Genomic DNA, 22,036 nt, shown 5'->3' on the forward strand with positions numbered 1-22,036 from the left:
ACTCCTTTATTTAATTAATGTTAATAATTTTTCACCAGAAAAAATCTGGCCGCTCTCAAATTCTGGTAAAACAGATAAGTAGTCAACTGAATTAGTTACAACTAACATTACTGTTGTATCATAACCAGCATTTTTAATCCCATCTAAATCAAACTTGACTAAAAGTTCACCTTTCTTAACATCTTCACCAACTTTACAAAAAGCTTCAAAGAACTCACCATTCAATTTAACTGTATCAATCCCAATATGAATTAAAATTTCCATACCATTTTCAGCTGTCATCCCAATTGCGTGTTTTGTTTCAAATAACGCTGTAATTTTTCCGTTAACAGGGGCAAGTATTTCACCGTTAGTTGCTGCAATTGCGATGCCTTCACCTAACAGCTTTTTCGCAAAGGTTTGATCGGCCACTTCTGATAAAGGGACTACTGTTCCTGTAGCTGGACTAAATATTTCTTCTGCTGGAATTTTACTAGCTTCTTTTCCTTCGGTGATTTGAACAACATCATTTTTGAAAATTGTTTTTCCTAAAATATAAGTAACACTAAAACTTACAACAACGGTTACAGCTAAGCCAACAATAATACTCATCGCACCGCCACCCATGAAAACAGGAATCGTTAAAATACTTGGCATTGCTGAAGCGTAAGCTTTGGCTCCCATCATCGTTGCAATCATCCCACCAAAACCACCACCTAGCAACGCACCAACCATCGCTGCTTTGTATTTGGTTAAAACACCATATAATGAAGGCTCAGTGATCCCTAAAAAGGCTGAGAATGTTGAAGAAGCAGCAATTTGTTTTTGCTTCTTATCTTTCAATAATACCCAAGTAGCCAAAGTAGCAGTAGCTTGAGCCATTGTGCTTAAAAAATTACCAGGTGTAATTGTTGTATAACCAAAAGTAGCAATTTGTTGATATTGAATTGGACGAATAGCATGATGCATCCCTACAATAACTAACAATGGTCGTGTTGCACCAATAAAGAAACCTGCTAACCAAGGAACGCTATTAATCATCCATTCAATACCCATTGCTAAATAATTACCGCCGTAATAACCTAATGGGGCTAACACAGCAAGTTCAATAGGCAACATAACAATTAATGTTAACAGCGGTGTAAAAATGGTAGTTAACATATCTGGCATACGATCTTGTAAAAAACCATATACATATTTCAACAGCCAAACGGTTAAAATAATCGGAATTACAGATGAACTATAGTTAATATATGGTAATGAAATAAAGCCAAATAATTTCATTGGCGCTAACCCTTCTGCGGCACCGCTAACCATGGTTGGATACATCAAAACGCCAGCTAAAGCAATCGCCATATATTCATTAGTTTTAAACTTTTTAGCCGCACTAACTGCTAATAGGAATGGGAAAAAGTAAAACATACAATCGCCGGCAATCGTTAGCAACTTAACTAAATCACCTTCAGTATCAATTAAATTATAATTAGTAAAGAAGAAAGTGATCCCTTTTAACATCCCGCCGCCAACAATCGGTGGCAATGCAGCAACTAAAATACTTGATAACGTACCAGAAATTTGAGAAAAAACAGATTTTTTTTCGCCGCTTGTTGTTTCTGAAGCTGTACCGGTTTCTAATTGCGGATATAGTTTTAAAACTTCCCGATAAACTTTACCAACATTATTACCGATAATTACTTGATATTGGCCCCCTTGAATTTGAACACCTAAAACATCTAACGCTTCAATTTCTTTAGTTTTGGCTAGTTTATCATTTTTTAACATAAAACGTAACCTAGTAATACAGTGCGTTACTGAATTAATATTTTCTAATCCACCAACTAATTCGATGATTTTTTCTGCTAACTCTTTATTGTTCATTTTTTTAGTTCCTCCAATATAATATAATAAAAGACCCATATAGTTAGAGTTTCCCTTTGATATTTCAAGGTTTGCTCTAACTATATAGGTCTTGCCAGCCTAACTGTAACGAATCCATTTTTAGTTATCTCTATTATTCTCTTTTTTTTTCAACTAAATTGCGAATATGCAAAATTAGATACATTTTTTCTATATCTTTGGTTTGCCAACCTTTTTCATTAAATAAATACTCATCAATCGCATCCACACAACGCTTTTCTTTCGGAAAGCGTTCAAAAATCATTGCCACTAGTTCACTTTGATCATCAGCAACAGGATTATCTGCCGATTTTTGACGCATTAAGTAATAACGAACATGGGTTAAAAAACGATTGAAATACCATGACTCTTCATCGAAATCACAATTTAAATGATACTTAACCAGTCGCAAAATCGTGTTAGTCATTTCAGCTAACTCCAGAGCATCATAGCTCATGGTAGATTCCAGCTGTCCATTTACAAAATGTAAGGCAATAAAAGCAGCTTCATTTTTTGAAATCGGAACGACTAATTTATCATGAATTAAATCAACGGCTTTTAAACCTATTTTATATTCTAATGGATAGAATTTTTTGATTTCCCACTCTAAAGGATTAGCGATTTCCATGTTTTTCTGTTGGCGTTTAATGGAAAATAGCATATGATCCAAGATAGTGAAATAAATATTAGGGTTTAACGGGCTTTGAATTTGCTCCTGACCATAATTTACAATTTCATCAACTACTTCTAAATCAGCAGCAGTTGCATTGGTAACTAAAGAAGCCATCTGTTCAACTGTCAAACTACCTTCTGAATAAAATCTTTTTTCAATTTGTTCTGGAATAATTGCATCACCTGGATATTTTTGAAAACCAATCCCCTTGCCCATCAATATAGCTTGAACTCCGTTTTCTTTGGCTAAAACGACATTATTATTAATTCGTTTTTCGATAAGCACTTACTCACCTCCTTTTTTAAAATCTAAAAGACCAGAATAACGCAAGAAAAAGAATCCTTTTCTTCCATGTTATTCTGGTCTTGCCTGCCGAACAGTAACTAATCCAGTTAGAAAACGTTTTTAATTTAATTAGATTATAGGAGCAAAAAAAGCAATTGTCAACAAAAATTTAAAATCTTCTTAGACCAACTATTCCTCAACCACTTCTTTAAAAGTTAAAACATAGCCATCTGGATCAACAATCGCAAATTCATTCGTCCCATAAAAAGTTTGATGTAATTCAGTGTTAATTGGATAGCTAGCTTTGACTTTTTGATAAAAATCGTTGAATCCATCCACTTCGATAAATAAACTAATGGATGGGTGAATTTTTTCTGTTTGTAAAACAGGATATTCTTCAATAAAAACTTGTTGTTCCTCTATCATTAATAACAGATTATCTTTAGCGAGAATCGCAAATTGTAAACCAACTGTTTTGGCTGGTACTGAATCTACTATGCTAAAACCTAAAATTTCTTGATAGAAATTTGCTGATTTTTCGACATCTACCACCATTAAATTTGTCGTCATACTTTTAAACATCTTATCATTCTCCTTGTCTAGTAATAACATTTATTGTGAATGATTTCAGTTTAAGTTACCACCACTCATTTGTATTGGAAAAAATCGTCATTTATTGAGTAGTTTGGTAGATACTTAGTAATTGTTGTGGCGTAATGCCGATATTTCTTTTGAAATCATTGATAAAATGAGCTTGATCATAAAAATTAGTGATTTTCAAAATTTCGGCGGGGGTTTGCTTACTTTTCGTTAAAGCGATCAAGCACTTTTGAAAACGAATAATACTAAGTAGCATTTTAGGGGTTAGACCAAAAGATTTTTTGAATAAACGCTGACACTGCCGCGGACTAAATTGACTTCTTTGATATAACTCAGCAGTATTTACTGGCGGATTTATCCAAAGTTCATTAAAAAAAGCTACAAATTTATCGCTTTCTCTTGCTTGCAACTGCTCCTTGATAAATTTTCTCAGGACTTGTTGTGCTACAGGAAAATCCAATTTAAATAAAGCAGTTTGGTCAAACTCTAAAAAAACAGCACTAAATTCTAAAAAATTATCCATTGCAACCATGGCTGACAAACCTGTCAATTGATGGAAAACTCCTGGCAATAGGCGGATACCAAAAGACTTTCCTGAATCAACAACTTTGAAATCAAAGTCAGTTTGGCTCATACCCGAAAAACCGATTTGCTCTTTTTCAAAATCGACAATAATATCAATACAAGCATCGGCAATAATAATATTTTTCATCGATTTACTAGTTTTCTCGCTTGGAAGCATTTCCCACAGACAAATTGCCAGACCTTCAAACTCTGGTAAAGGCAGCTCCCGGTAATTGATGCCTTTAGCAAATTCCTGATTTAAAATATAGGGTATTTGAATTGGATAATACATTTTAATAAGCTCCCCTATTCTTTAGTTATAAAACTATACTAACAAAATTTTTAGCAAAAGCGAAGTGAACTTTAGTTCATCTTACTAGTTCATTTTAATCCATAGTAAGGTATTATAATACTATATTAAATTTCTGAAGGAGCTAATGTTGAAAACACAAGACAGAGAAATTTTTTTAAATAAAGCGATTAAATTAATAGAACTTCATCAAACGGGTAAATTAGGTGGCGAAATTATGCCAGAAGATAAAAATCCAGGCTATTCACTCGGTAGCAAAGAAAACTATTTGTATTTTACTTTACCTATGGCACTAAATTATCAAAGAAATGCTTATAAACTATGGGAATCTGCTTACGAAACAGCCAGTGATTCTTTAGTTGCGGATGTTTTTGACCCACAAAAAGTCATTGCTATGACCGAGGAAAAACTGAGAGAAAAACTCGTTAAGCATAAAGTTGCTTTACAAATGAATAAGCAAACAGCAATTTGGCAAAGACTTTGTCAGACTTTTACAAAAGATTTTAATGGTGATGTTCGGGAATTATTTAAACGAACTAATTATTCGGTGACAGAAATAAAAACCTATATGTTAGCTCATAAAAAGGATTTTCCTTATCTTTCAGGTAATAAAATTATGAACTATTGGCTCTATGTCATGACTCAGTACACAGATTTAAAATTAGTAGACAGAGAAAATATCTCAGTCGCTCCCGATACCAATGTCATTCAAGCCAGTTTAAAATTGGCAATCATTACTGAAGAAGAATACAATAGCAGCCAGGTTCAACAAATTGTAGCTGAATGCTGGCAAGAAATTTTTTCTGAAAGTCAATACGAAGCGATTGATATCCATACACCTCTGTGGTTGTGGACGAGAAGTAAATTTGCTTATTTCGAAGAATTATAATTAGCAAAAAAGGTAGGAAATCTGTGGATTTCCTACCTTTTTACCTTTTTAACGAATTACAGCACCAAGTTTTTCAACTAAGGCTTTTTCAATTTTATTCATACTGCCTGTCACTTCTTCATCAGTTAAAGTTGCTTCTGAATTAACAAAAGTTAAGCTGTATGCCATTGATTTTTTATTGGCTTCAATATTCGCCCCTTGATACACATCAAATAGATGAACATTGCTTAGGAAACGACCGGCTACCTCTTTTATTTGGGCAGTAATTGTTGTATTAGCTACCGTTTCATCAATTAATATGGCAATATCACGACTGACAGACGGATATTTAGTCACTGCTTTAAAGACAAAAGCTGTTTTTTCCATAGTTAAAACTTTTTGTAAATCCAATTCTGCTACATAAGTTTCAGGGATATCGTAAGCTTTTGCGGTACTTGGATGAACTTGACCGATAAACCCTATGAATTCAGCTTGATAATAAATTTTTGCTGTTCGGCCTGGGTGCATTTCTGCTAAATCTTGGCAACTTTCATAAGTGATACCAGCTGTCATTGCTAACATTTCAAATAAGTTTTCTAAAACACCTTTTAACGTGTAGAAAGAAACTTTTTCACCGGTTTCCGCCCAAGTTTTACTGATTTTTTCACCTGTCATCGCTAAAGCTAAGTGATTAATTTCAGTTGGTAAGTCTTTTAATGGGTCATTATCTTGGTAAAAGACTTTGCCAATTTCGTATAAAGCTACGTTGCTATTTTTACGAGCGATATTATGTGCCACATCGTCTAGCAAGCCACTAATTAAGTTTTGACGTAAGACCGCTCTTTCTTCAGTCATTGGCCAATCTAAGCGGGTTAATTTACTTTCTCGCATTGAAAACTGTGTTGATTTTTCTTCAGTCGTTAAGGCATAACTAATTGCTTCACTTAAACCACTACCTTCTAAAACATTGCGGACTTTGCGGCGTAAACTTTGTTCCTTAGTTAAAATTCCGGCAACTGTTTCACCACTTGGTAAAGTTGATGGTAAATTGTCATAGCCATAAATTCGCGCTACTTCTTCCACAATATCCGCTTCAATCTTGATATCCCAACGTCTTGGTGGAATCGTTACTGAGTAAGTGCCAGCATTTACTTGATAAGTAAAGCCTAATGCTTCAAAGATTTCATTGACTTGTGCTTCTGTTAAATCCGTACCTAATGCCCGATTGATATGAGCTAGTGTGGTATCAACAACCGCATCTTTGGCTTCAATTACGGTAGCTTCAACAGCGCCTTGCAAAACAGTTCCCCCTGCTAATTCAGCAATCATGGCAGCTGCTACATCGCCAGCTTCAGCGATTGTTGCTACGTTAATACCTTTTTCAAAACGACTAGAGGCTTCACTACGTAAATTAAACTGTTTAGAGGTGCGACGAATAGAAACGCTATTAAACATCGCTGATTCTAAAGCAATCGTTGTTGTTTCAGCCGTAATTTCAGAATCTAAACCACCCATCACGCCAGCAATCGCTACTGGTGCTTGACCGTTAGTGATGACAATATTTTCTGGCGTTAATTGGCGTTCTTCGCCATCCAGAGTTACGATAATTTCTTTCTCTAAACCACGACGAACTAAAATTTCTTGGCTACCGATTTTATCGTAATCAAAAGCATGTAGAGGTTGACCAAATAATAACAAGATATAGTTAGTAATATCCACTACATTATTAATTGGACGAATGCCTTCGTTCATTAACCGATTTTGCAACCATTGTGGACTTGGCGCAATTTTTACATTTTCAATAATGCGAATTTGATAAGCCGGTGCATCGTTGGCATCATCCACACTAACTTTAATTTTATCGCTAGCTGGTTGTTCGCTTTCTGTTAAAACAGCATCTTTAAAAGCTGGTTTTTGACGATAAATCGCCCCTACTTCGTAAGCCACTCCCCGCATACTTAAAGCATCTGCTCGGTTGGGGGTAATTGATAAGTCAATAATTTCATCATCCATATCTAAATAAGAGAAAACTTCTTCGCCAGCAACAGCTTCCGCTGGTAAGTAATAAATGCCATCCGCATATTCTTTAGGGATTACGCTATCAGCATAGCCTAACTCTTGTAAAGAACAAATCATGCCGTTAGAGACTTGCCCACGCATTTTGCCTTTTTTAATTTTAACATTGCCGGCAATCCGTGAATTTGGTAAAGCTACGATAACTTTGATGCCAACTTTCACATTTGGTGCACCACAAACGATTTGAGATAGCTCTTCTTCACCAATATCTACTTGACAGATTGAAAGATGGTCAGAATCTGGATGTGGCACGCATTCTTTGACTTCACCGACAACAATTTTCTTCAAACCTTCTGCTGGTGATTCAACACCTTCAACTTCAATCCCTGTTAAAGACATTTGGTCTCCCAAAGTTTTTGCAGGAATTTGACTTAAATCTAAATATTCACTTAACCATTTATAAGAAACTAACATTTGCTTACTCCCCCTTGAATTGTTCTAAGAAACGTAAATCATTTTGATAGAAGCTACGAATATCATTAACACCATAACGTAGCATCGCCACGCGATCTGGTCCTAAGCCGAAAGCAAAACCAGAGTAAACTTCAGGATCAATGCCTGACATTCTTAAAACTTCAGGATGGACAACGCCAGCTCCTAAAATTTCAATCCACCCCGTCTGTTTACAAACGTTACAGCCTTCACCGCCACATTTAAAGCAGCTCACATCAACTTCCACTGATGGTTCAGTAAAAGGAAAATAACTTGGGCGTAAGCGAATTTTACGGTCCTCACCGAACATTTTTTTCATAAGAACTTCAAGGGTACCTTTTAAATCGCCCATGGTAATATTTTTATCAACCACTAAACCTTCAATTTGGTGGAATTGATGACTGTGAGTAGCATCATCAGTATCCCTACGGAAAACTTTCCCTGGAGAAATCATCCGTAAAGCCCCTTTTGAAAAATCATGTTTTTCCATTGTGCGGGCTTGAACAGGTGAAGTGTGAGTCCGAATTAAAATTTCATCAGAAATATAAAAAGTATCTTGCATATCTCGCGCTGGATGATCTTTTGGTAAATTCATCCGTTCAAAATTGTAGTGATCAGCTTCTACTTCATAGCCTTCAACAATTTGATAGCCCATGCCAACAAAAATATCTTCGATTTCTTCCATCGTTTGCGTTAAAATATGGCGCGTTCCTTGTTGAACTGTTTGCCCTGGTAAAGTAACATCAATAGTTTCTTCTAACAAAGCTTTATTCATGGCAGCAATTTCTAATGCCGCTTTTTGCTTTTCAATGGCAGCTGCTAATTCATCACGAATTTCATTAGCGAAACTCCCCACAACTGGACGTTCTTCTGGCGATAAATCTTTCATGCCTCTTAATACTTCTGTAATCGGGCCTTTTTTCCCTAATGTTTCAACGCGAATTTCATTTAATGTTTTCAAATCGCTTGTTGCTTCGATTTTAGTTAAGGTTTCGTTGCGCAACCCTTCTAATTTTGCCTGTAATGACATGATTTTTCCCCCTTGTTGATTTTCATTTGAATATTGTTTCTGTTTAACAACTAGTTAAAAACAAAAAACGAGCCCTCATCTCCTATAAAGGAACGAGGGCTCGTGTTACCATCCTAATTCACAAAAAAAATTTGTGCACTTAATTGTTTTAACGACATTGCCGGCTTATTCCGTAGAATAAACAAACTCCAGAAGTGAACTTCATTTAGTTATCTCTGAACCTGCTTCCAGTCAACGACAGGTACTCCCTTTTCAGCATAGACTAAATTACTCTTTTCTATCAACATTTTTTATTTTATTCAATTGACATCAGTTTACTAGAAAAAAAGCAGAAAAGCAACTACTTCAGTTATTTTTCCAAAACCTCGGCAGTAACGTCTAAAACAAGTTGATAATTTAATAAAACTAAGAAAACTTTGCCAACTGGTAATTTTTCAGCTTGAGTTAAAGCTTGGGCATATAAACGTAACTGACCAATATGCTCTTTAATCACCGCTTTTATGGCCGACGGATCTTGTGGGTCTGCCAAATAATCGGTTTTATAATCATATAAAACTAACTGATCTTCTAATTTTACATAACCATCAATAATCCCGTGAATTAACAAATCATCGCTAGCTACTGGATAACCTTCAAAAATCTGATTAGCTGGCAACAGCATCGCAAAAGGTTGCTCACGTTTTAACAGTTGCTGATGTGCGATAATAAACTGACCTAAATCTGTTTCAAAGAATTGTAAAATATTATCAATTTTAATCATTTGAGCAACATTTGAATCAATTTGTTTGCTGACTACCAACTGTGCCAGAATTTCTTCAATTAATGCTTTGGTTGGTGTTTTTTCCAGCGGCAATAATTGTAAAAGGCTGTGAGTGGCACTCCCCACAACAGCACCACTTGGCTGAGTCGTTGTCGCTAAAAATTTCGGCTTCGCTAATTCTTCTTGCGTATAACGGAATTGGCTAAGGGCTTTTTGTTCTTGACTCTCCCAAACTAATTTATTCGTTTGTTCATTATCAGGATCTTCAAATAATCTTTTGATTTCTGACACTGATTGATAACTAGTAGTTTTCGTTGCTTCAGAATAAGGATAATTGAAGTTTAACAATTCCATGGCTTGCACTTGCCAATCACTACTTAATTGACTATCTGGCGCCGCCATTAAAGTTTCCGTTGTCTGTTGAACTTTGGTGACAGCTTCAGCTAAAGTCATTTCATTCAACCAGTGAATTTGAAAATGAGCGGGATGCTTTTTCAAATAAGCTAAAATATCCCCTTCTTGCCAATATTCTTGAATATCAGGGTGGCGCACTAATGACATACCAATCCAATCCATTAAGCTACTTTGGCTTTTCAAGCGTAAAGTTGCTGGTAAAACCAATTGTTCTTCGTCAGCGACTGCACCCCAACTTTTAAAAGTTGCCTCTTGGTCTTTATAAGAACCAACTAAAAATAGTTTTTGTTCGGCGCGTGTTAAAGCCACATAGAGTTTACGCATTTCTTCTGAAAGCAATTTTTTCAAGCGAACTTGCTTAATCGCTAAATAAGGTAAAGTATCTTTTAAAACACGGGTTTCTGGGTCTAAGTAGCGTAAGCCTACACCAGCTCGTTCTTCAAAAATATAGCGGGTTTTGGTATCTTGCAAATTAAAGCGTTTCGTCATATCTAAAACAAATACAATCGGAAACTCTAAACCCTTACTGGCATGAATCGTCATTACCCGCACAGCATTTTCTTGACTGGCAGCTAAAGGTTCGGCTAAGTCCTTATCTTTTTCCTGCATTTTTTCAATAAAGCGAATAAATTGATATAACCCCCGGAAACTGCTTTTTTCGTAAGCTTCCGCCCGTTGCACTAAAGCTAATAAGTTGGCGTAACGTTGTTTACCAGCCGCTAAACCTAAAACATATTCCAAATAAGCTGTTTCATCGTAAATTTGCCACAATAACTCTGCGATGCTAACCCGTCTGGCAGCTTCCCGCCAACTAGCTAAACGCTGTTTAAACAATTCAAGTTTCTTCACTAAATGACTTTCTTCTTGGCTGTCAAAAGCTAGTAAAGCTTCATAAAAGCTGCCTTGGCGCTTAGTTAAGCGAATTTCCGCTAGTTCTCTTTCATCTAAACCAACAATCGCTGAACGTAAAACAGCCGCTAAAGGAATGTCTTGATAAGGATTATCAATAATTTGCAATAAAGCAATCATGGTGCGAATTTCAGTAGCTTGAAAATAATTCTGCGTATCATTTACCTCTAAAGGAATCCCTAATTGTTTAAAAGTCTCTAAAATAGCTAAATTATTTTTCTTGGTTGGCGTTAATAAAACAATGTCGCGATATTCCACTGAGCGATTTTCTTTTAACTTTTTATCATAAATTTGAAAGTTATTATCTACTAATTCACGGATTTTTAACCCGGTCATTAATAATTCCCCGTCAGTTTTATCTTCTACAAAAACTTCGTCTAAGGAATCTTCTTCGGCTTCCGTTTCTTTTTCATACAATAAAATTTCGGTGTCAAAAGCTTGGCTTTCAGGGAAATTAGGGAAACCAGCAATCAATTTAGCGGCTTCATCATAAGAGATTTGCCCCACCGATTCATCCATCAACTGCTCAAAAATCAAATTAGTGAAATCCAAAACTTCTTTGCGAGAGCGGAAATTTTCAGCTAAAACAATTCGCCGGCCGCCCTCTTCTTTACCAAATTGATTATACTTTTCAATAAATAAAGTCGGATCAGCTAAACGGAAAGAATAGATTGATTGCTTAACATCTCCCACCATAAACATATTTCCCTGCTCAGGATTAGGATTTCTTAGCCAAAATAAGATAGCTTCTTGCAAACGATTGACGTCTTGATATTCATCTACTAAAACTTCCGCAAATTTATTGCGGTAGAAATCAGCGGCTTCTTGTTTATTTTCATCATTTTTAGCTAATAAAATTTGCAAAGTGAAATGCTCTAAATCATTAAAATCTAATACGCCTTTTTCTTGTTTTTTCTGATAGTAACGGGTCATAAAGGCCTGCCCCACTTGAGCCATCTCTTTAACTAACGGATAAGCCGCCGCCAACTGTTCCTGCATTTCATTTGGTGAATAGGGAAAGTAATTTTTTTGTAAATCCTGTAAAGCTTTTTTTACAGCATCTCGCTGTTTTTTAATCAATTGTGCAGCTTCTTTTATTTCTTCCTTACGAATACTTGGGTAGCGTTCAAAAGTTAAAGCTTGCAACTGATCATAAAAATCATCTAGCTGACTTTGTTGTAAACAATCTAAAATTGTTGTTAACTGTTGTTTTTCAGCAATAATTAAATCAGCAACCTTAATTAAACCCTCTTCGGCTAAACTCCACCGCTCCAATTGCTGATAAGTGTCAACCGCTTCTTGCAAAGTCGCTAACATAATCGGCTGTAAGTGCTGTTGAAATAAAGGATTATCTGCCAGATTGTTATGAACTTGATAATTATCTGCTAGCTCCAACAGCCATTTTTCCGGATTGGGATTGGCGCGAGCAAATTCATATAAAGAAAAGACTAAACGAGTTAAGCCATCATCGTTGCGATCATTAGAGAAATTTTCGGTTAATTGGAAAAAAGTCGTTTCATTATTTTGATAAAATTCTTCTCGCAATTCTTCCCAGACTTCTTCTTTTAATAATAAAGTTTCCGTTTCATCGGTTAACATTCTAAAAACCGGATCTAAATCAATCAAATAGTAAAATCTGCGAATTACTGTTAAGCAAAAAGCGTGTAAAGTTGAAATATGAGCTGTTGGTAATAAAATCAATTGTTTCGTAAAATGCTGCCGCAACGCTTCATCACTTTCTTGATTGACTGCCTCTTGCAAAGCTTTTTGGATCCGCTCTTTCATCTCGCGAGCGGCGGCTTCCGTATAAGTAACAATTAAAAGTTCGTCGATATTGCCATTATTCTTCAACTTTTCAATTACTCGGCGAACTAAAACGGTGGTTTTACCAGAACCCGCTGATGCTGAAATCAGTAAATTGTCATCACCATCGAAAATCGACTGCCATTGAAAATCAGTAAATAACTCGTTAGCAGGTTTTAAGGGAATATTAGTCATTTGCTTGACAGCCTCCTTCTAATTTTTCTAAAACACGTTCTCTGTTCATCTTTTCTAAGCGATGATATTGATTTTCCTTCAACATTACATCAAATTCACAAACACTGCGGAATGGGCAATATTGACAAGCAATCCGCTGTTTATCTTTATAAGCTGGGTTTAATGCGACTTCACCAGATAAAATTTGATTACCAGCTTTTTGCATATTTTGACGATTATGCATGGTTAATAAAGCTAATTCATCTTCGCTGTAAAATTTATTTTTGCTAACACCAACTTTTTGATAAGTATCTTTGGCGTCTTTACGAATCGGGAAAAGTAATGAGTTTTCTTTAGCCTCTAAAGTATGGTCTAATAGCTCAAAACTTTCAGGATTATCAACAAAAAAACCATCATAGCTAAATTTCTTTAAAGTATCTCTTTCAATATTATCAGCACTTGTTAAAACAGGATTTTGAATTTGTAGATAATATGCCCCAGCTGGTCGAACATTCTGACTGCCAGTTAAGGTAACAGCTTCCGTTAAAGCCACATCTAAATACGTTAACAGCTGCATAGCTAAGCCATAATAAGCTTCGCTAACATCAAAACTTCTGGCGCTGGATTTATAATCCACCACACTTAACCATAACTCTTGATTTTTTTCAGCGACATCCACTCGGTCGATTTTTCCGCGAACATGCAGTTGCCCGCCGTTATCTAAATCAAAAGATAAACTAGACAAACCTTTTTTAGTAGCGATTTGACTAAATAAAACTTCTGTTTGTAAAGGCGCTAAACCAGTCCGTTGGCTCTGCTCTTTTAAAGCCCAGCTAACTTTTTGAATGGTTTGTGATAATTGATAACGAATATAATTCATTCTAGCAGTACGATTTAATACTTCAAAACGAACTTCACCTAAAATTTCTTGTAAAACAATTTCCGTCAATTCTTTTCGTTTTGCTTCGCTTAAATCAACTAAGGTCAAATTATTTGCGATTAAAACTTTAAAGAAACGATCCAAAGCTTCATGATAGAAATCACCTGTAGCTGCTGGCGTTAAACCATAAATTTCTCTTTCTTGCAGCTTTAAGCCATAAGTCGCGAAATATTTATAAGAGCAATTATAAAAACTTTCTAAACGAGAAACTGATACATAAAGATTTTTGCCATATAGCTCTTGAATCAATTGACTATCAAGACTACTAGGAACATTCAGATGGTCTAAACTAGCTAAAACTTGACTGACTAACTCACTATACTGCGAGTTTTTTAAAAGTTTTTCAAAATACAACCAGCTTTTTGGTAGTAGTTGTTGGCTATCAGCTGCTAAGCGATGAATAATATTAATGTCTCCTAAAAGACTGCGATAAGTCGATACCCGTTCGCTACTATCACTACTTAAATCAAGACTATTAACCGTCTCTAACTCAATCCCTAAGTTTTTTTGAATTTGTTGCAGATAAGGCGACATAATCAAATCTTTTTTCGTATCCACATTGGCTGCATAAGATAAGTACAAAGTTTTTTCGGCTGACAAAAAGACTAAGTAAGCCGAAAAAGGTTCTTTGCTCATTCCTTGTAGCGTTTCATCGACTAAATATTTGTTCTCAGTTAAACGCTCGTTTAAAAAACTTTTCTCTTCTGCCGTTAATAAACTGCGAGCTTCAATTTTTTGTGGGAAAACTTGATCATTTAAACCAATCGCAAAAGTTACTTGGCTTTGTTTGGGTGTCGCTAATTCTAATTGGTTAATATTGACTTGATCCAATGCTGTTGGAATCATGCCATAATCTAAATTAGCTAAACCGGTTTTAATGATCTCTTGGAAAACTTCCCAATCAAAAGCGGTTTCCCCATAAATCATGACATATTCATCTAACAAGTTCATTAAGGCGTTCCAAGTTTGCTCATGATTGCGCGCATTCGCTAAATTTCCCTGCATAATCTCTTGTTGGCGCCAAGCTAGTAATTGATTTTCAACACCAGCTGTTTGTAAAAAAATATACAAACATTCAGCTGCTTGCTGCCCTGTTTCCACTGTTGCTAGTTTTTCAAAAAATTGTGGTACTACGTGATTAAAACTCTGACGAACTTCATTGGCGATTTCTTGTAAGTCAGTGGTGTTAGCTAATTCTTCTTTTTCAAAATCATAATGATAGATTTGCCACGTTTTATCTTGTTGCCAAAAATGCCCTTGAAAATTATTAGCCAGACAAATGTTTTCGGTAATATCAACTTTATTTCTAAAAGCATCTCTTTCTCGTTGCCAAAGGGCTAAATCATCAGCTTTCACCCCAGGGAAAAATAATTCCGTACGGAAAAAACGCATAATATCTCTTAAGCGGTAATAATTATTTTTAATCGCAAATAAAGCATTTAAAAACTCCACTAAAGGATGCTGCTCCATTGATAAACTTTGATCTAAGTAAAAAGGAATTTCGTGTTGTTTAAAAATCGCTGGAATCAAGTCTTGGTAAACCGTCATATCTCGCACTAATAATTGAATCTCCTGATAGCGCAAGCCTTCTTTAGCAACTAAACGCCGAATTTTGCGAGCCACACAAGCAATCTCTTCTTTAGGATTTTCAGCCTTAATTAAATGTAACCCAGCAGGATTTTCTAATTTTGCTTTGTTGAAAGACTGCTGGCTTTGGCTCGCTTCCCAGTAGTTTCTTAAAGCAGCTAATTCAGGTAATTCTGAATCGCTTTTCTCAGCTTTTTTATCAAAAAGAATTTCAAGCTGGTTCTGCTTAGCATAATGATACAGCTTATAATAAATCAAGCCACTTTCATAAAATAAATTAAGAGAACTTGGCTGTTCATTGATATATGGTTTATCTAAAATTAAAGAAACTTGCAGTTGTGCTTGACTCATCAAGACAATTAACAAGTGGATTTCACGAGCAGAAAAACGGGAAAAACCAGTAACAATAAAACGAATATGCTTTAAATCCCGCGTTGCTAAGTAAGTCGCCAACTCTTCAATTGTGCGATTGGTTTGTAAATCGTTGGCAATTAAAGCTTCTTCAAAACGCTGAAAAATTAGTGCTAAATCTTGCAATTTTAATTGCTGCTCATTGCCTGCTTGATTTTCTGCTAGTAATTGCGAAAATTCAGCAATTGAAATCTGACCATCTTGCAGCTCTTTATATAAATCATACAGTTGCTGAATAAAGCCTGTTTTATTGACTTCTCCACGGAAAACCGTCAACTCTTCCATTGACTCTAATAAAATTTTCCGAAAAATCATCGCTGCTCCAGCATCAGATAAATTACTATTGGTAAAAGTTGCTTCTTGTTGTAAAAAGAACCAAGCTAAACGCCGGAAACTAAAGACTTGCGTTCGAGTGGTACTTAAAATTTCTGATTGTTGCGCCTGACGTAATAAAGAAAGCAAGTTTTTCTCTTGCTCAAATTTATTGTAGTTAGGCACTAAAAAATATACTTCATTAAGCGGATGACTGGCAGTCCAAGCTTCTGCTTCTTCAATCAAAACTTTTTGATGATTTTTTTCACCAGTTCCTAATATAAATTGCAAACTCAATTTATCCGCCCCCTGTTCTTTGTATTTTTACTATACTCATTTTATCAAAAAAAGAAGTCAAGATAAAATCAACTTGCTTGATTTCCCTCACTTCTTTTTTTGTCATCTTATTTAAATCAAACCAAAACGATTTAATGGCCAAAAAACAAATTTTACATCGCCGATAATATCAGCTTCATCAATAAAACCAATCATGCGGCTATCTTTTGAATTGCGCCGATTATCACCTAAAACAAAAACTTTTCCTTCTGGTACTTCGGTTACGCCAGAAAAAGTCGTATTCGTATACAAGCCCGAATTAGGTGCTACCGCATAGCCTTCACTTAAAAGATTAAAGGTAAAATCGGTGGTTAGTGGTTCGCCATCAGTTAAAGCCGCTTTACTTTCATCTAAGTAAGGCTCTTCAACCGCTTCACCATTGATGTACAAAATATCTTCACGGTATTCAACAGTATCGCCAGGTAAACCAATTACGCGTTTCACATAATTCTTTTCTTTAGCATCTGGTGCTGGAAAAGTTACAATATCAAAGCGGTCAATATCACTAATTTTTAAGGCGATGACTCGTTCCCCATCAACCATTGTGGGATGCATGGATTCCCCTCTAACTTCAATCGAAGAAAAAACAAATTTTCTCAAAAGCACAATCGTTAACAGTAGGCATACCCAATATATAATCATTTTAGCTGTTTCACTTAATTTCAAATTATCGCCTCCAGTATTACTCTGTTCTCTCTAAAATCTTAAATATCCAGAAGAACCACTTTACATTTTAACATAGATTAAGAGAAAAAGAAGTTTTCAAAACTTCTGCTCGTTATTTTTCATAAAAATTTATAAGTTTAAAAGTTTGCTAGCCCATAATCTGAACTTCTGTAGTTTTAGGCAAATGACTCTTTAAAAACGCTAATAACTCCGTAACCGGTTGATCAAAGTTCAAAGCAAAACCTCTGCGTCCCTCTTTAAAAAAGATAATTTGTACCCCATTCATAAAGGGTAGCTCTCGCACGATAATTTTACTGATTTTTTCATAAGGAATTCCTGTGCGATGCAAAGGATTAACCACCAATTGTTCTTCTGTTAAGCCCCGTCTTTCCAATAAAAAACTAAAAATTAGTAGCACCATCACGCCACCTTGAATTAAATCATCTATTGAATAATAATCAACAATGCTCAAAAACAGCATCACAGCTGCCAAAAGCAGACAAATAAATAGCAAGCCTCGCTTTTGTTTAGCCGCAATTAAAATTTCTCTGCGAACCAAAATTAAAAATAAATACAAACTAATAATAAACGCAATCATAACCATACTTAAAATAGACATACGAAACTCCCATCATTACCAATAATATATATTACTCATCAAAAACTATTGTTCTCTAGTTTTTAAATCCATCAATTGATCATTAATCTTGAATATGATTTGCTTACATTCAAGAATGTCCTTAACTACCGCATCCCTCTGGGCACCATTAGGTAAGCCTTCAATGCGCTGATAATGAGCAGCGAGTTTTTGAACATATTTCATTTTATCTTTTTCGAGTTTTTGAATTTCTTTATCTTCTCTCATTCGCCGCCCCCCTCTTTTCAGATTAACTATATTTTCCGTTAATTACTAGATAAACAAAACGGAATTAGTGTTCTCTTTTATTATACCTTACTTTTAATAAACTACGACAAAAAATATGTTTTTTATTAAAATTATTTCAATTTATCTTAGTTATTTTAAATATTCTTAATTTTAACAGAAAATCTCTCGAAAATATTTAAATACCTATACTTTTCAAATGACAGAACACTCAAAAAAATTAACTAAGAAATATTATAACGCTTTTTTTCATAGATGTTCCCATATTATTTTATTTTTGAGAATTTATATAATTTTTCTTAAATACTATTTCTTTATTTTTAAATAACCTTTATTATTTACATAATAACAAACTGAACAAGGAGATGACAGGATGAAAAAAATTCAGAACTTAGCAAATGATATCAATGATGTCCCTGTCATTTTTATTCGTGCCAACAATACTGATAGAATTGTTGAAAAAATTTCAATTAATGAATTAAAACGTCGTAATACCAATGAAGAAGATCATCGTATAAAAATGTATCGGGCAGCTTTAGATCACTATGCTAATAAAAACTACGAATTAGCCGAAATTTTACTAATTCAATTAATTCAATCTTCTGATACTATTTATTATGAATATTATGAACGGCTAGCTAGTCTTTATAAGCTACAACGACAAGTTGATAATGCCATTGAAGTTTTAGAAGAAGCATTGGATTTATTAAAAGAAACCCACGCCCCAGAAAATTTACTTTGTCGTGTGGAACATCGCTTAAACAAATACAGAATGAATTTGGAAAAAGGCAACGAAAATTTAGTCAATCCACCACTTAACTCTTAAACTAATTAAAACTTGGAGGTTCTTATGGGATTATTTAATGGACTTATGGATAACGCAACACAATATTCTTCAAAAAAAGCCGAAGAAAAATTAGCTGATGTTTTAATTCCTGGTGAATCAGTTGAAATTTCCTTTATTTTAGTCAGAGATTTAATTGTTTTTACAGATAAACGCTTAATTTTGGTTGATAAGCAAGGCGTAACTGCTAAAAAGGTGGAATATAAATCAATCCCCTACCGCTCTATCTCCCGTTTTACAGTCGAAACTTCTGGTCATTTCGATTTAGATGCTGAATTAAAAATTTGGATTTCTGGTAACCTTAACCCAATTGAAACTTTACAATTCAGAAAAGATAAAAATATTGTCGCTGTTCAAAAAGCTCTTGCAGCCGCAATTTTAAACTAAATTTAAAAGGAATGTTTAAGGAATTCTTGATGATTCCTTAAACATTCCTTAATTTTTGTCTGTTATGCTAATACTCGTGGATGAACTTGGTGTTTTACTCGTTCAGTGAAGTAGTCCACATTTAAGAAAGAGGTGTGGGTTCGAAACCCACCATCCACGTTTTGATAGAGTTGCTAGTTTTACTTTAATGATATGAAACTAGCACTATCAACATTTTTTACGATTTTGAATGGTTCTGAATATTATTTATTTCGTGGGGTATTTGTGGGGCGATTCCAAATGGTGAGTGAGATTAACATAACAATACAGAAAAATATTAAAGGCTAGACAATAATCGTCTAACCTTTTTTTAATAATAACCTCTATAATATTCGGCATTGGTAACGAAAAAACCAGATACGCAACGAAAGCTGCTTGTCTGCATAAATTGAATTATTCTATTGAATTTTCTCCACCAACACCAGCTAGCTAAGAGTCTTTTTGGGTCTAACTTTTTTTGGGGGCAATACAAACATTTCGTTACTGAGTGCTATTATGTTATTCGATTGTCTAGTAATGGTAACTTTTTATAATCAGCAATTATTTTGAATGCAGAGGGTGGATACATATAAGTCTCATTACTTTCATCAATAACTGCAATGCTTTTCAATGTTGGATCAAAGCCAACAGCTTTATAGGTCTTTCCTTTTTCCAACGAAACACACGTTTCTCTTAAATGCACAACATCAATCGAATACATTTTAATCACCTCGTTTTCACTTTAAATTCGATTTTACCAGTCTTTTTCAAGGCAACATGATTTATCGTCTATTTTATTTTTAATATCTTTGTCACCTATGATTTCGGTAATTGTGTATCCGGTCGCTTTATTATATCATCTTTTTCATCACTGAAATCACTGTTCAGCTCTCAATATAAGGAATAGTCATTCCCAAAATTTTACTATGATTTATTTAAAGAGTTGATTATAATTTTATTTGGTAAAAATAAATGAAATGGAGAAAAATGATGGCGAAATTAAATTTTGGTACTTTGGTTCAAGGGGCAATGGGGAATTTTTCAGAAAAATCTACTGAAGATTTAGCACAGGAGTTCAATCAATATTTATTTGATAATGAAGCAATTGAAATGGGCTTTCAATTAATTAGAGATGTAATTATTTTTACAAACCAAAGAATTATCTATGTTGATAAGCAAGGTACTACTGGTAAAAAAACTGCAATCCTTACAATCTTTTTAGATTCTATTGTTCATGTTGAAATGGAAATAGCTGGCTTCGGGATTGATGATAGTGAAATTGAAATCACTTATATGGTCAATACTTTCCAAAAAGCACACCATGCTGACTTGCGTATGCGTAAGTTTGAGTTTCCTAAGAAAACGGATATTCTGCCTTTATATCGCTATTTAGGTAATGTCTGTATGCAAAACCGTGCAAGAATTAATGGCTAAGATGAAAAAAGGAGATGCTTGCTGAGCATCTCCTTTTCTAAAATACTATTAACAAGAATAAAATTATACCAATAAAACCACCGATTATTAACTGTACTTGAGTATTCAATTTGGCCTGTTCTTCAATAGCTAACTGCTTTGCTCTCTCTTCTTCTTCCGCAATTCTCAGTTCTTCTTCATATTCACGTTCAAGTTTTTCTAAATTACTTTCTGCAACTTTATTTTTTATATCTTGCATCATTTTTTTGCTAGCCTTAGCAGCAGAATTATCCCTTGTTTGATTTTCCGCTTTTAATTCTAATTCAAACTGGCTTAAGCAAAACTCACATTCTATAATTTCCCTACCTTTAAAAGTTTTGTTCACTTGCATGCTTTTCAGCTTAGCTCCACAATTTGGACACTTAAATTCTTTCATCTATTTTCACCCTTAAACTTTTTATCAAATTATATCCACACAAAAAACCAAACAATCAAAATAATAATTCCTAAACAACCACAACCAATACAACCGCCAACTGCTTCAGAATCATTTGATTTTTCATAATATCTTTCTTCTGCATCCATCCGTAGTCTACGCCGACGACGTTCTGCTTCATGTTTTTGACTTGACTTATTCATTATTTACCCTACTAAACCTTCTATAAGTATATTTATAAGCTTTCAACTCTAAAAAGAAAGACACTAGGACTATCAATAGTATAACCTTTTCAAAATTATACCATATTACTGATATCAAAAAAAACAGCTTTTCAGCTGTTTTTCCACCGACTCTTTTATTCCATTAGTTTTGAAAAATCATGGTTAATAATTTCCAATAGTTTAAATTCATTTTCTGAAAATTCAAATTTGAAAATACAACAATTAGCAATCGGCTCTTTACGAGTTACTTCGCTAGTATGGCTCCAATGCCTGATAAAATTTGCACAACTTGCGCCGTGAGAAACAGCTAAAATATTAGTTCCTGTAGTTATAGTCATAATTTCTTGCAAGGTTTTCGCCATACGTGCTTCTACTTCAGTCTGACTTTCTCCGCCATAGGCTACAAAAAAATCATTATAAGGCAATGGTGGATTTAAATACTCATGTTCTCCTTCAAAACGGCCGAAATTCCACTCTTTTAAGCCTTTTACTCTTTGATAAGGTAAATCAGTAACTTGTTCTAAAGTATCGCAGGCTCTTTCTGAAGTAGATGCATAAGCAGCATCTAACAAAATCCCCTTATCTTTAAAATACTGCCCCGCTACTTGTGCTTGACGAATCCCTAATTCAGTTAAGGGTGAATCACACCACCCTTGAATTTTATGGACTTGATTAAATAATGTTTGACCATGTCGCATTAAATATAATGTTTTACTCACAAATAACTCCCCTTTTTATCTTTAGTTTATACCTTAAAGTGAACTTTAGCGCAAATGTTTTCTTAAAAATATGCAAAAATCTAAGTA

Annotated in this window: 19 protein-coding genes and 1 other annotated feature; of the genes, 4 read left to right on the forward strand and 15 right to left on the reverse strand. The window is 34.6% G+C overall.

The window, feature by feature from the left end:
- Nucleotides 1–6 precede the first annotated feature (6 nt).
- The 4 genes from M2139_RS09935 to M2139_RS09950 form a co-directional block, all read right to left on the reverse strand.
- Nucleotides 7–1,857, reverse strand: a complete 1,851-nt coding sequence (locus M2139_RS09935; RefSeq protein ID WP_280738690.1) for a beta-glucoside-specific PTS transporter subunit IIABC — start codon at nt 1,855–1,857, stop codon at nt 7–9.
- 133 nt (nt 1,858–1,990) lie between these two features.
- Nucleotides 1,991–2,833 carry a PRD domain-containing protein gene (locus M2139_RS09940; RefSeq protein ID WP_280738691.1) on the reverse strand — a complete coding sequence of 281 codons (843 nt, stop codon included), beginning with the start codon at nt 2,831–2,833 and terminating at the stop codon, nt 1,991–1,993.
- 189 nt (nt 2,834–3,022) lie between these two features.
- A complete protein-coding gene (locus M2139_RS09945) occupies nt 3,023–3,415 on the reverse strand; it encodes a VOC family protein (protein ID WP_280738692.1) in 393 nt (130 codons plus the stop codon).
- 91 nt (nt 3,416–3,506) lie between these two features.
- Entirely contained in the window at nt 3,507–4,289 is a 783-nt protein-coding gene (locus tag M2139_RS09950; protein WP_280738693.1) for an AraC family transcriptional regulator, read from the reverse strand.
- A 145-nt stretch (nt 4,290–4,434) separates the two neighbouring features.
- Here M2139_RS09950 and M2139_RS09955 point away from each other — a divergent pair, with 145 nt between their 5' ends.
- Nucleotides 4,435–5,196: a hypothetical protein gene (locus M2139_RS09955; RefSeq protein WP_280738694.1), complete on the forward strand. Its 762-nt coding sequence runs from the start codon at nt 4,435–4,437 to the stop codon at nt 5,194–5,196.
- 48 nt (nt 5,197–5,244) lie between these two features.
- On the opposite strand, the gene pheT is transcribed toward M2139_RS09955, so the two are convergent.
- From pheT to M2139_RS09990, 7 genes are all read right to left on the reverse strand, one after another.
- Nucleotides 5,245–7,665, reverse strand: a complete 2,421-nt coding sequence (pheT, locus tag M2139_RS09960; RefSeq protein WP_280738695.1) for a phenylalanine--tRNA ligase subunit beta — start codon at nt 7,663–7,665, stop codon at nt 5,245–5,247.
- A gap of 4 nt (nt 7,666–7,669) precedes the next feature.
- Complete coding sequence (gene pheS, locus M2139_RS09965) at nt 7,670–8,713, reverse strand: phenylalanine--tRNA ligase subunit alpha (RefSeq protein ID WP_280738696.1); 1,044 nt, start codon at nt 8,711–8,713, stop codon at nt 7,670–7,672.
- A gap of 85 nt (nt 8,714–8,798) precedes the next feature.
- Nucleotides 8,799–9,006 (reverse strand) — a binding site (T-box leader).
- Nucleotides 9,007–9,062: 56 nt separating this feature from the next.
- A complete protein-coding gene (addA, locus tag M2139_RS09970; RefSeq protein ID WP_280738697.1) occupies nt 9,063–12,794 on the reverse strand; it encodes a helicase-exonuclease AddAB subunit AddA in 3,732 nt (1,243 codons plus the stop codon).
- The gene (locus M2139_RS09975; RefSeq protein WP_280738698.1) at nt 12,787–16,320 is read right to left on the reverse strand and encodes a PD-(D/E)XK nuclease family protein; all 3,534 of its coding nucleotides are present in this window, start codon (nt 16,318–16,320) and stop codon (nt 12,787–12,789) included. Before M2139_RS09975 ends, addA begins: the two co-directional genes overlap by 8 nt.
- A 111-nt stretch (nt 16,321–16,431) precedes the next feature.
- Complete coding sequence (lepB, locus tag M2139_RS09980) at nt 16,432–17,001, reverse strand: signal peptidase I (protein WP_280738719.1); 570 nt, start codon at nt 16,999–17,001, stop codon at nt 16,432–16,434.
- Between the two features lie 172 nt (nt 17,002–17,173).
- Complete coding sequence (locus tag M2139_RS09985; protein ID WP_280738699.1) at nt 17,174–17,644, reverse strand: hypothetical protein; 471 nt, start codon at nt 17,642–17,644, stop codon at nt 17,174–17,176.
- 45 nt (nt 17,645–17,689) lie between these two features.
- Nucleotides 17,690–17,890 (reverse strand): hypothetical protein, encoded by a 201-nt coding sequence (locus M2139_RS09990; protein WP_280738700.1) that lies wholly within the window; start codon nt 17,888–17,890, stop codon nt 17,690–17,692.
- A 391-nt stretch (nt 17,891–18,281) separates the two neighbouring features.
- Here M2139_RS09990 and M2139_RS09995 point away from each other — a divergent pair, with 391 nt between their 5' ends.
- Nucleotides 18,282–18,734, forward strand: a complete 453-nt coding sequence (locus M2139_RS09995) for a hypothetical protein (protein WP_280738701.1) — start codon at nt 18,282–18,284, stop codon at nt 18,732–18,734.
- A gap of 24 nt (nt 18,735–18,758) precedes the next feature.
- Nucleotides 18,759–19,139 carry a PH domain-containing protein gene (locus M2139_RS10000; RefSeq protein ID WP_280738703.1) on the forward strand — a complete coding sequence of 127 codons (381 nt, stop codon included), beginning with the start codon at nt 18,759–18,761 and terminating at the stop codon, nt 19,137–19,139.
- A 532-nt stretch (nt 19,140–19,671) separates the two neighbouring features.
- Here the strand turns inward: M2139_RS10000 and M2139_RS10005 are convergent.
- On the reverse strand, nt 19,672–19,878 hold the full coding sequence (locus tag M2139_RS10005) for a hypothetical protein (RefSeq protein ID WP_280738704.1): 207 nt from the start codon (nt 19,876–19,878) through the stop codon (nt 19,672–19,674).
- 269 nt (nt 19,879–20,147) lie between these two features.
- On the opposite strand from M2139_RS10005, the gene M2139_RS10010 reads away from it, so the two are divergent.
- Nucleotides 20,148–20,591, forward strand: coding sequence for a PH domain-containing protein (locus M2139_RS10010; RefSeq protein WP_280738705.1), 444 nt, complete (start codon nt 20,148–20,150; stop codon nt 20,589–20,591).
- 37 nt (nt 20,592–20,628) lie between these two features.
- Here the strand turns inward: M2139_RS10010 and M2139_RS10015 are convergent, their stop codons facing one another.
- From M2139_RS10015 to M2139_RS10025, 3 genes are all read right to left on the reverse strand, one after another.
- Nucleotides 20,629–21,006 (reverse strand): hypothetical protein, encoded by a 378-nt coding sequence (locus M2139_RS10015; protein WP_280738706.1) that lies wholly within the window; start codon nt 21,004–21,006, stop codon nt 20,629–20,631.
- Between the two features lie 29 nt (nt 21,007–21,035).
- Complete coding sequence (locus M2139_RS10020) at nt 21,036–21,209, reverse strand: hypothetical protein (protein ID WP_280738707.1); 174 nt, start codon at nt 21,207–21,209, stop codon at nt 21,036–21,038.
- Nucleotides 21,210–21,364: 155 nt separating this feature from the next.
- Nucleotides 21,365–21,949 carry a histidine phosphatase family protein gene (locus M2139_RS10025; protein ID WP_280738708.1) on the reverse strand — a complete coding sequence of 195 codons (585 nt, stop codon included), beginning with the start codon at nt 21,947–21,949 and terminating at the stop codon, nt 21,365–21,367.
- Between the last annotated feature and the right edge of the window lie 87 nt (nt 21,950–22,036).

It is taken from the genome of Enterococcus sp. PF1-24 (assembly GCF_029893325.1).
In the GTDB taxonomy this organism is placed as follows: Bacteria; Bacillota; Bacilli; order Lactobacillales; family Enterococcaceae; genus HY326.

Bases quoted from the DNA above. Each gene is read 5' to 3' on its own strand.
- M2139_RS09935 (WP_280738690.1), bottom strand. From the start codon at position 1,857: ATGAACAATAAAGAGTTAGCAGAAAAAATCATCGAATTAGTTGGTGGA.
- M2139_RS09945 (WP_280738692.1), bottom strand. From the start codon at position 3,415: ATGTTTAAAAGTATGACGACAAATTTAATGGTGGTAGATGTCGAAAAA.
- M2139_RS09950 (WP_280738693.1), bottom strand. From the start codon at position 4,289: ATGTATTATCCAATTCAAATACCCTATATTTTAAATCAGGAATTTGCT.
- M2139_RS09955 (WP_280738694.1), top strand. From the start codon at position 4,435: ATGTTGAAAACACAAGACAGAGAAATTTTTTTAAATAAAGCGATTAAA.
- pheT (WP_280738695.1), bottom strand. From the start codon at position 7,665: ATGTTAGTTTCTTATAAATGGTTAAGTGAATATTTAGATTTAAGTCAA.
- pheS (WP_280738696.1), bottom strand. From the start codon at position 8,713: ATGTCATTACAGGCAAAATTAGAAGGGTTGCGCAACGAAACCTTAACT.
- addA (WP_280738697.1), bottom strand. From the start codon at position 12,794: ATGACTAATATTCCCTTAAAACCTGCTAACGAGTTATTTACTGATTTT.
- lepB (WP_280738719.1), bottom strand. From the start codon at position 17,001: ATGATTATATATTGGGTATGCCTACTGTTAACGATTGTGCTTTTGAGA.
- M2139_RS09985 (WP_280738699.1), bottom strand. From the start codon at position 17,644: ATGTCTATTTTAAGTATGGTTATGATTGCGTTTATTATTAGTTTGTAT.
- M2139_RS09990 (WP_280738700.1), bottom strand. From the start codon at position 17,890: ATGAGAGAAGATAAAGAAATTCAAAAACTCGAAAAAGATAAAATGAAA.
- M2139_RS09995 (WP_280738701.1), top strand. From the start codon at position 18,282: ATGAAAAAAATTCAGAACTTAGCAAATGATATCAATGATGTCCCTGTC.
- M2139_RS10000 (WP_280738703.1), top strand. From the start codon at position 18,759: ATGGGATTATTTAATGGACTTATGGATAACGCAACACAATATTCTTCA.
- M2139_RS10005 (WP_280738704.1), bottom strand. From the start codon at position 19,878: ATGTATTCGATTGATGTTGTGCATTTAAGAGAAACGTGTGTTTCGTTG.
- M2139_RS10010 (WP_280738705.1), top strand. From the start codon at position 20,148: ATGGCGAAATTAAATTTTGGTACTTTGGTTCAAGGGGCAATGGGGAAT.
- M2139_RS10015 (WP_280738706.1), bottom strand. From the start codon at position 21,006: ATGAAAGAATTTAAGTGTCCAAATTGTGGAGCTAAGCTGAAAAGCATG.
- M2139_RS10020 (WP_280738707.1), bottom strand. From the start codon at position 21,209: ATGAATAAGTCAAGTCAAAAACATGAAGCAGAACGTCGTCGGCGTAGA.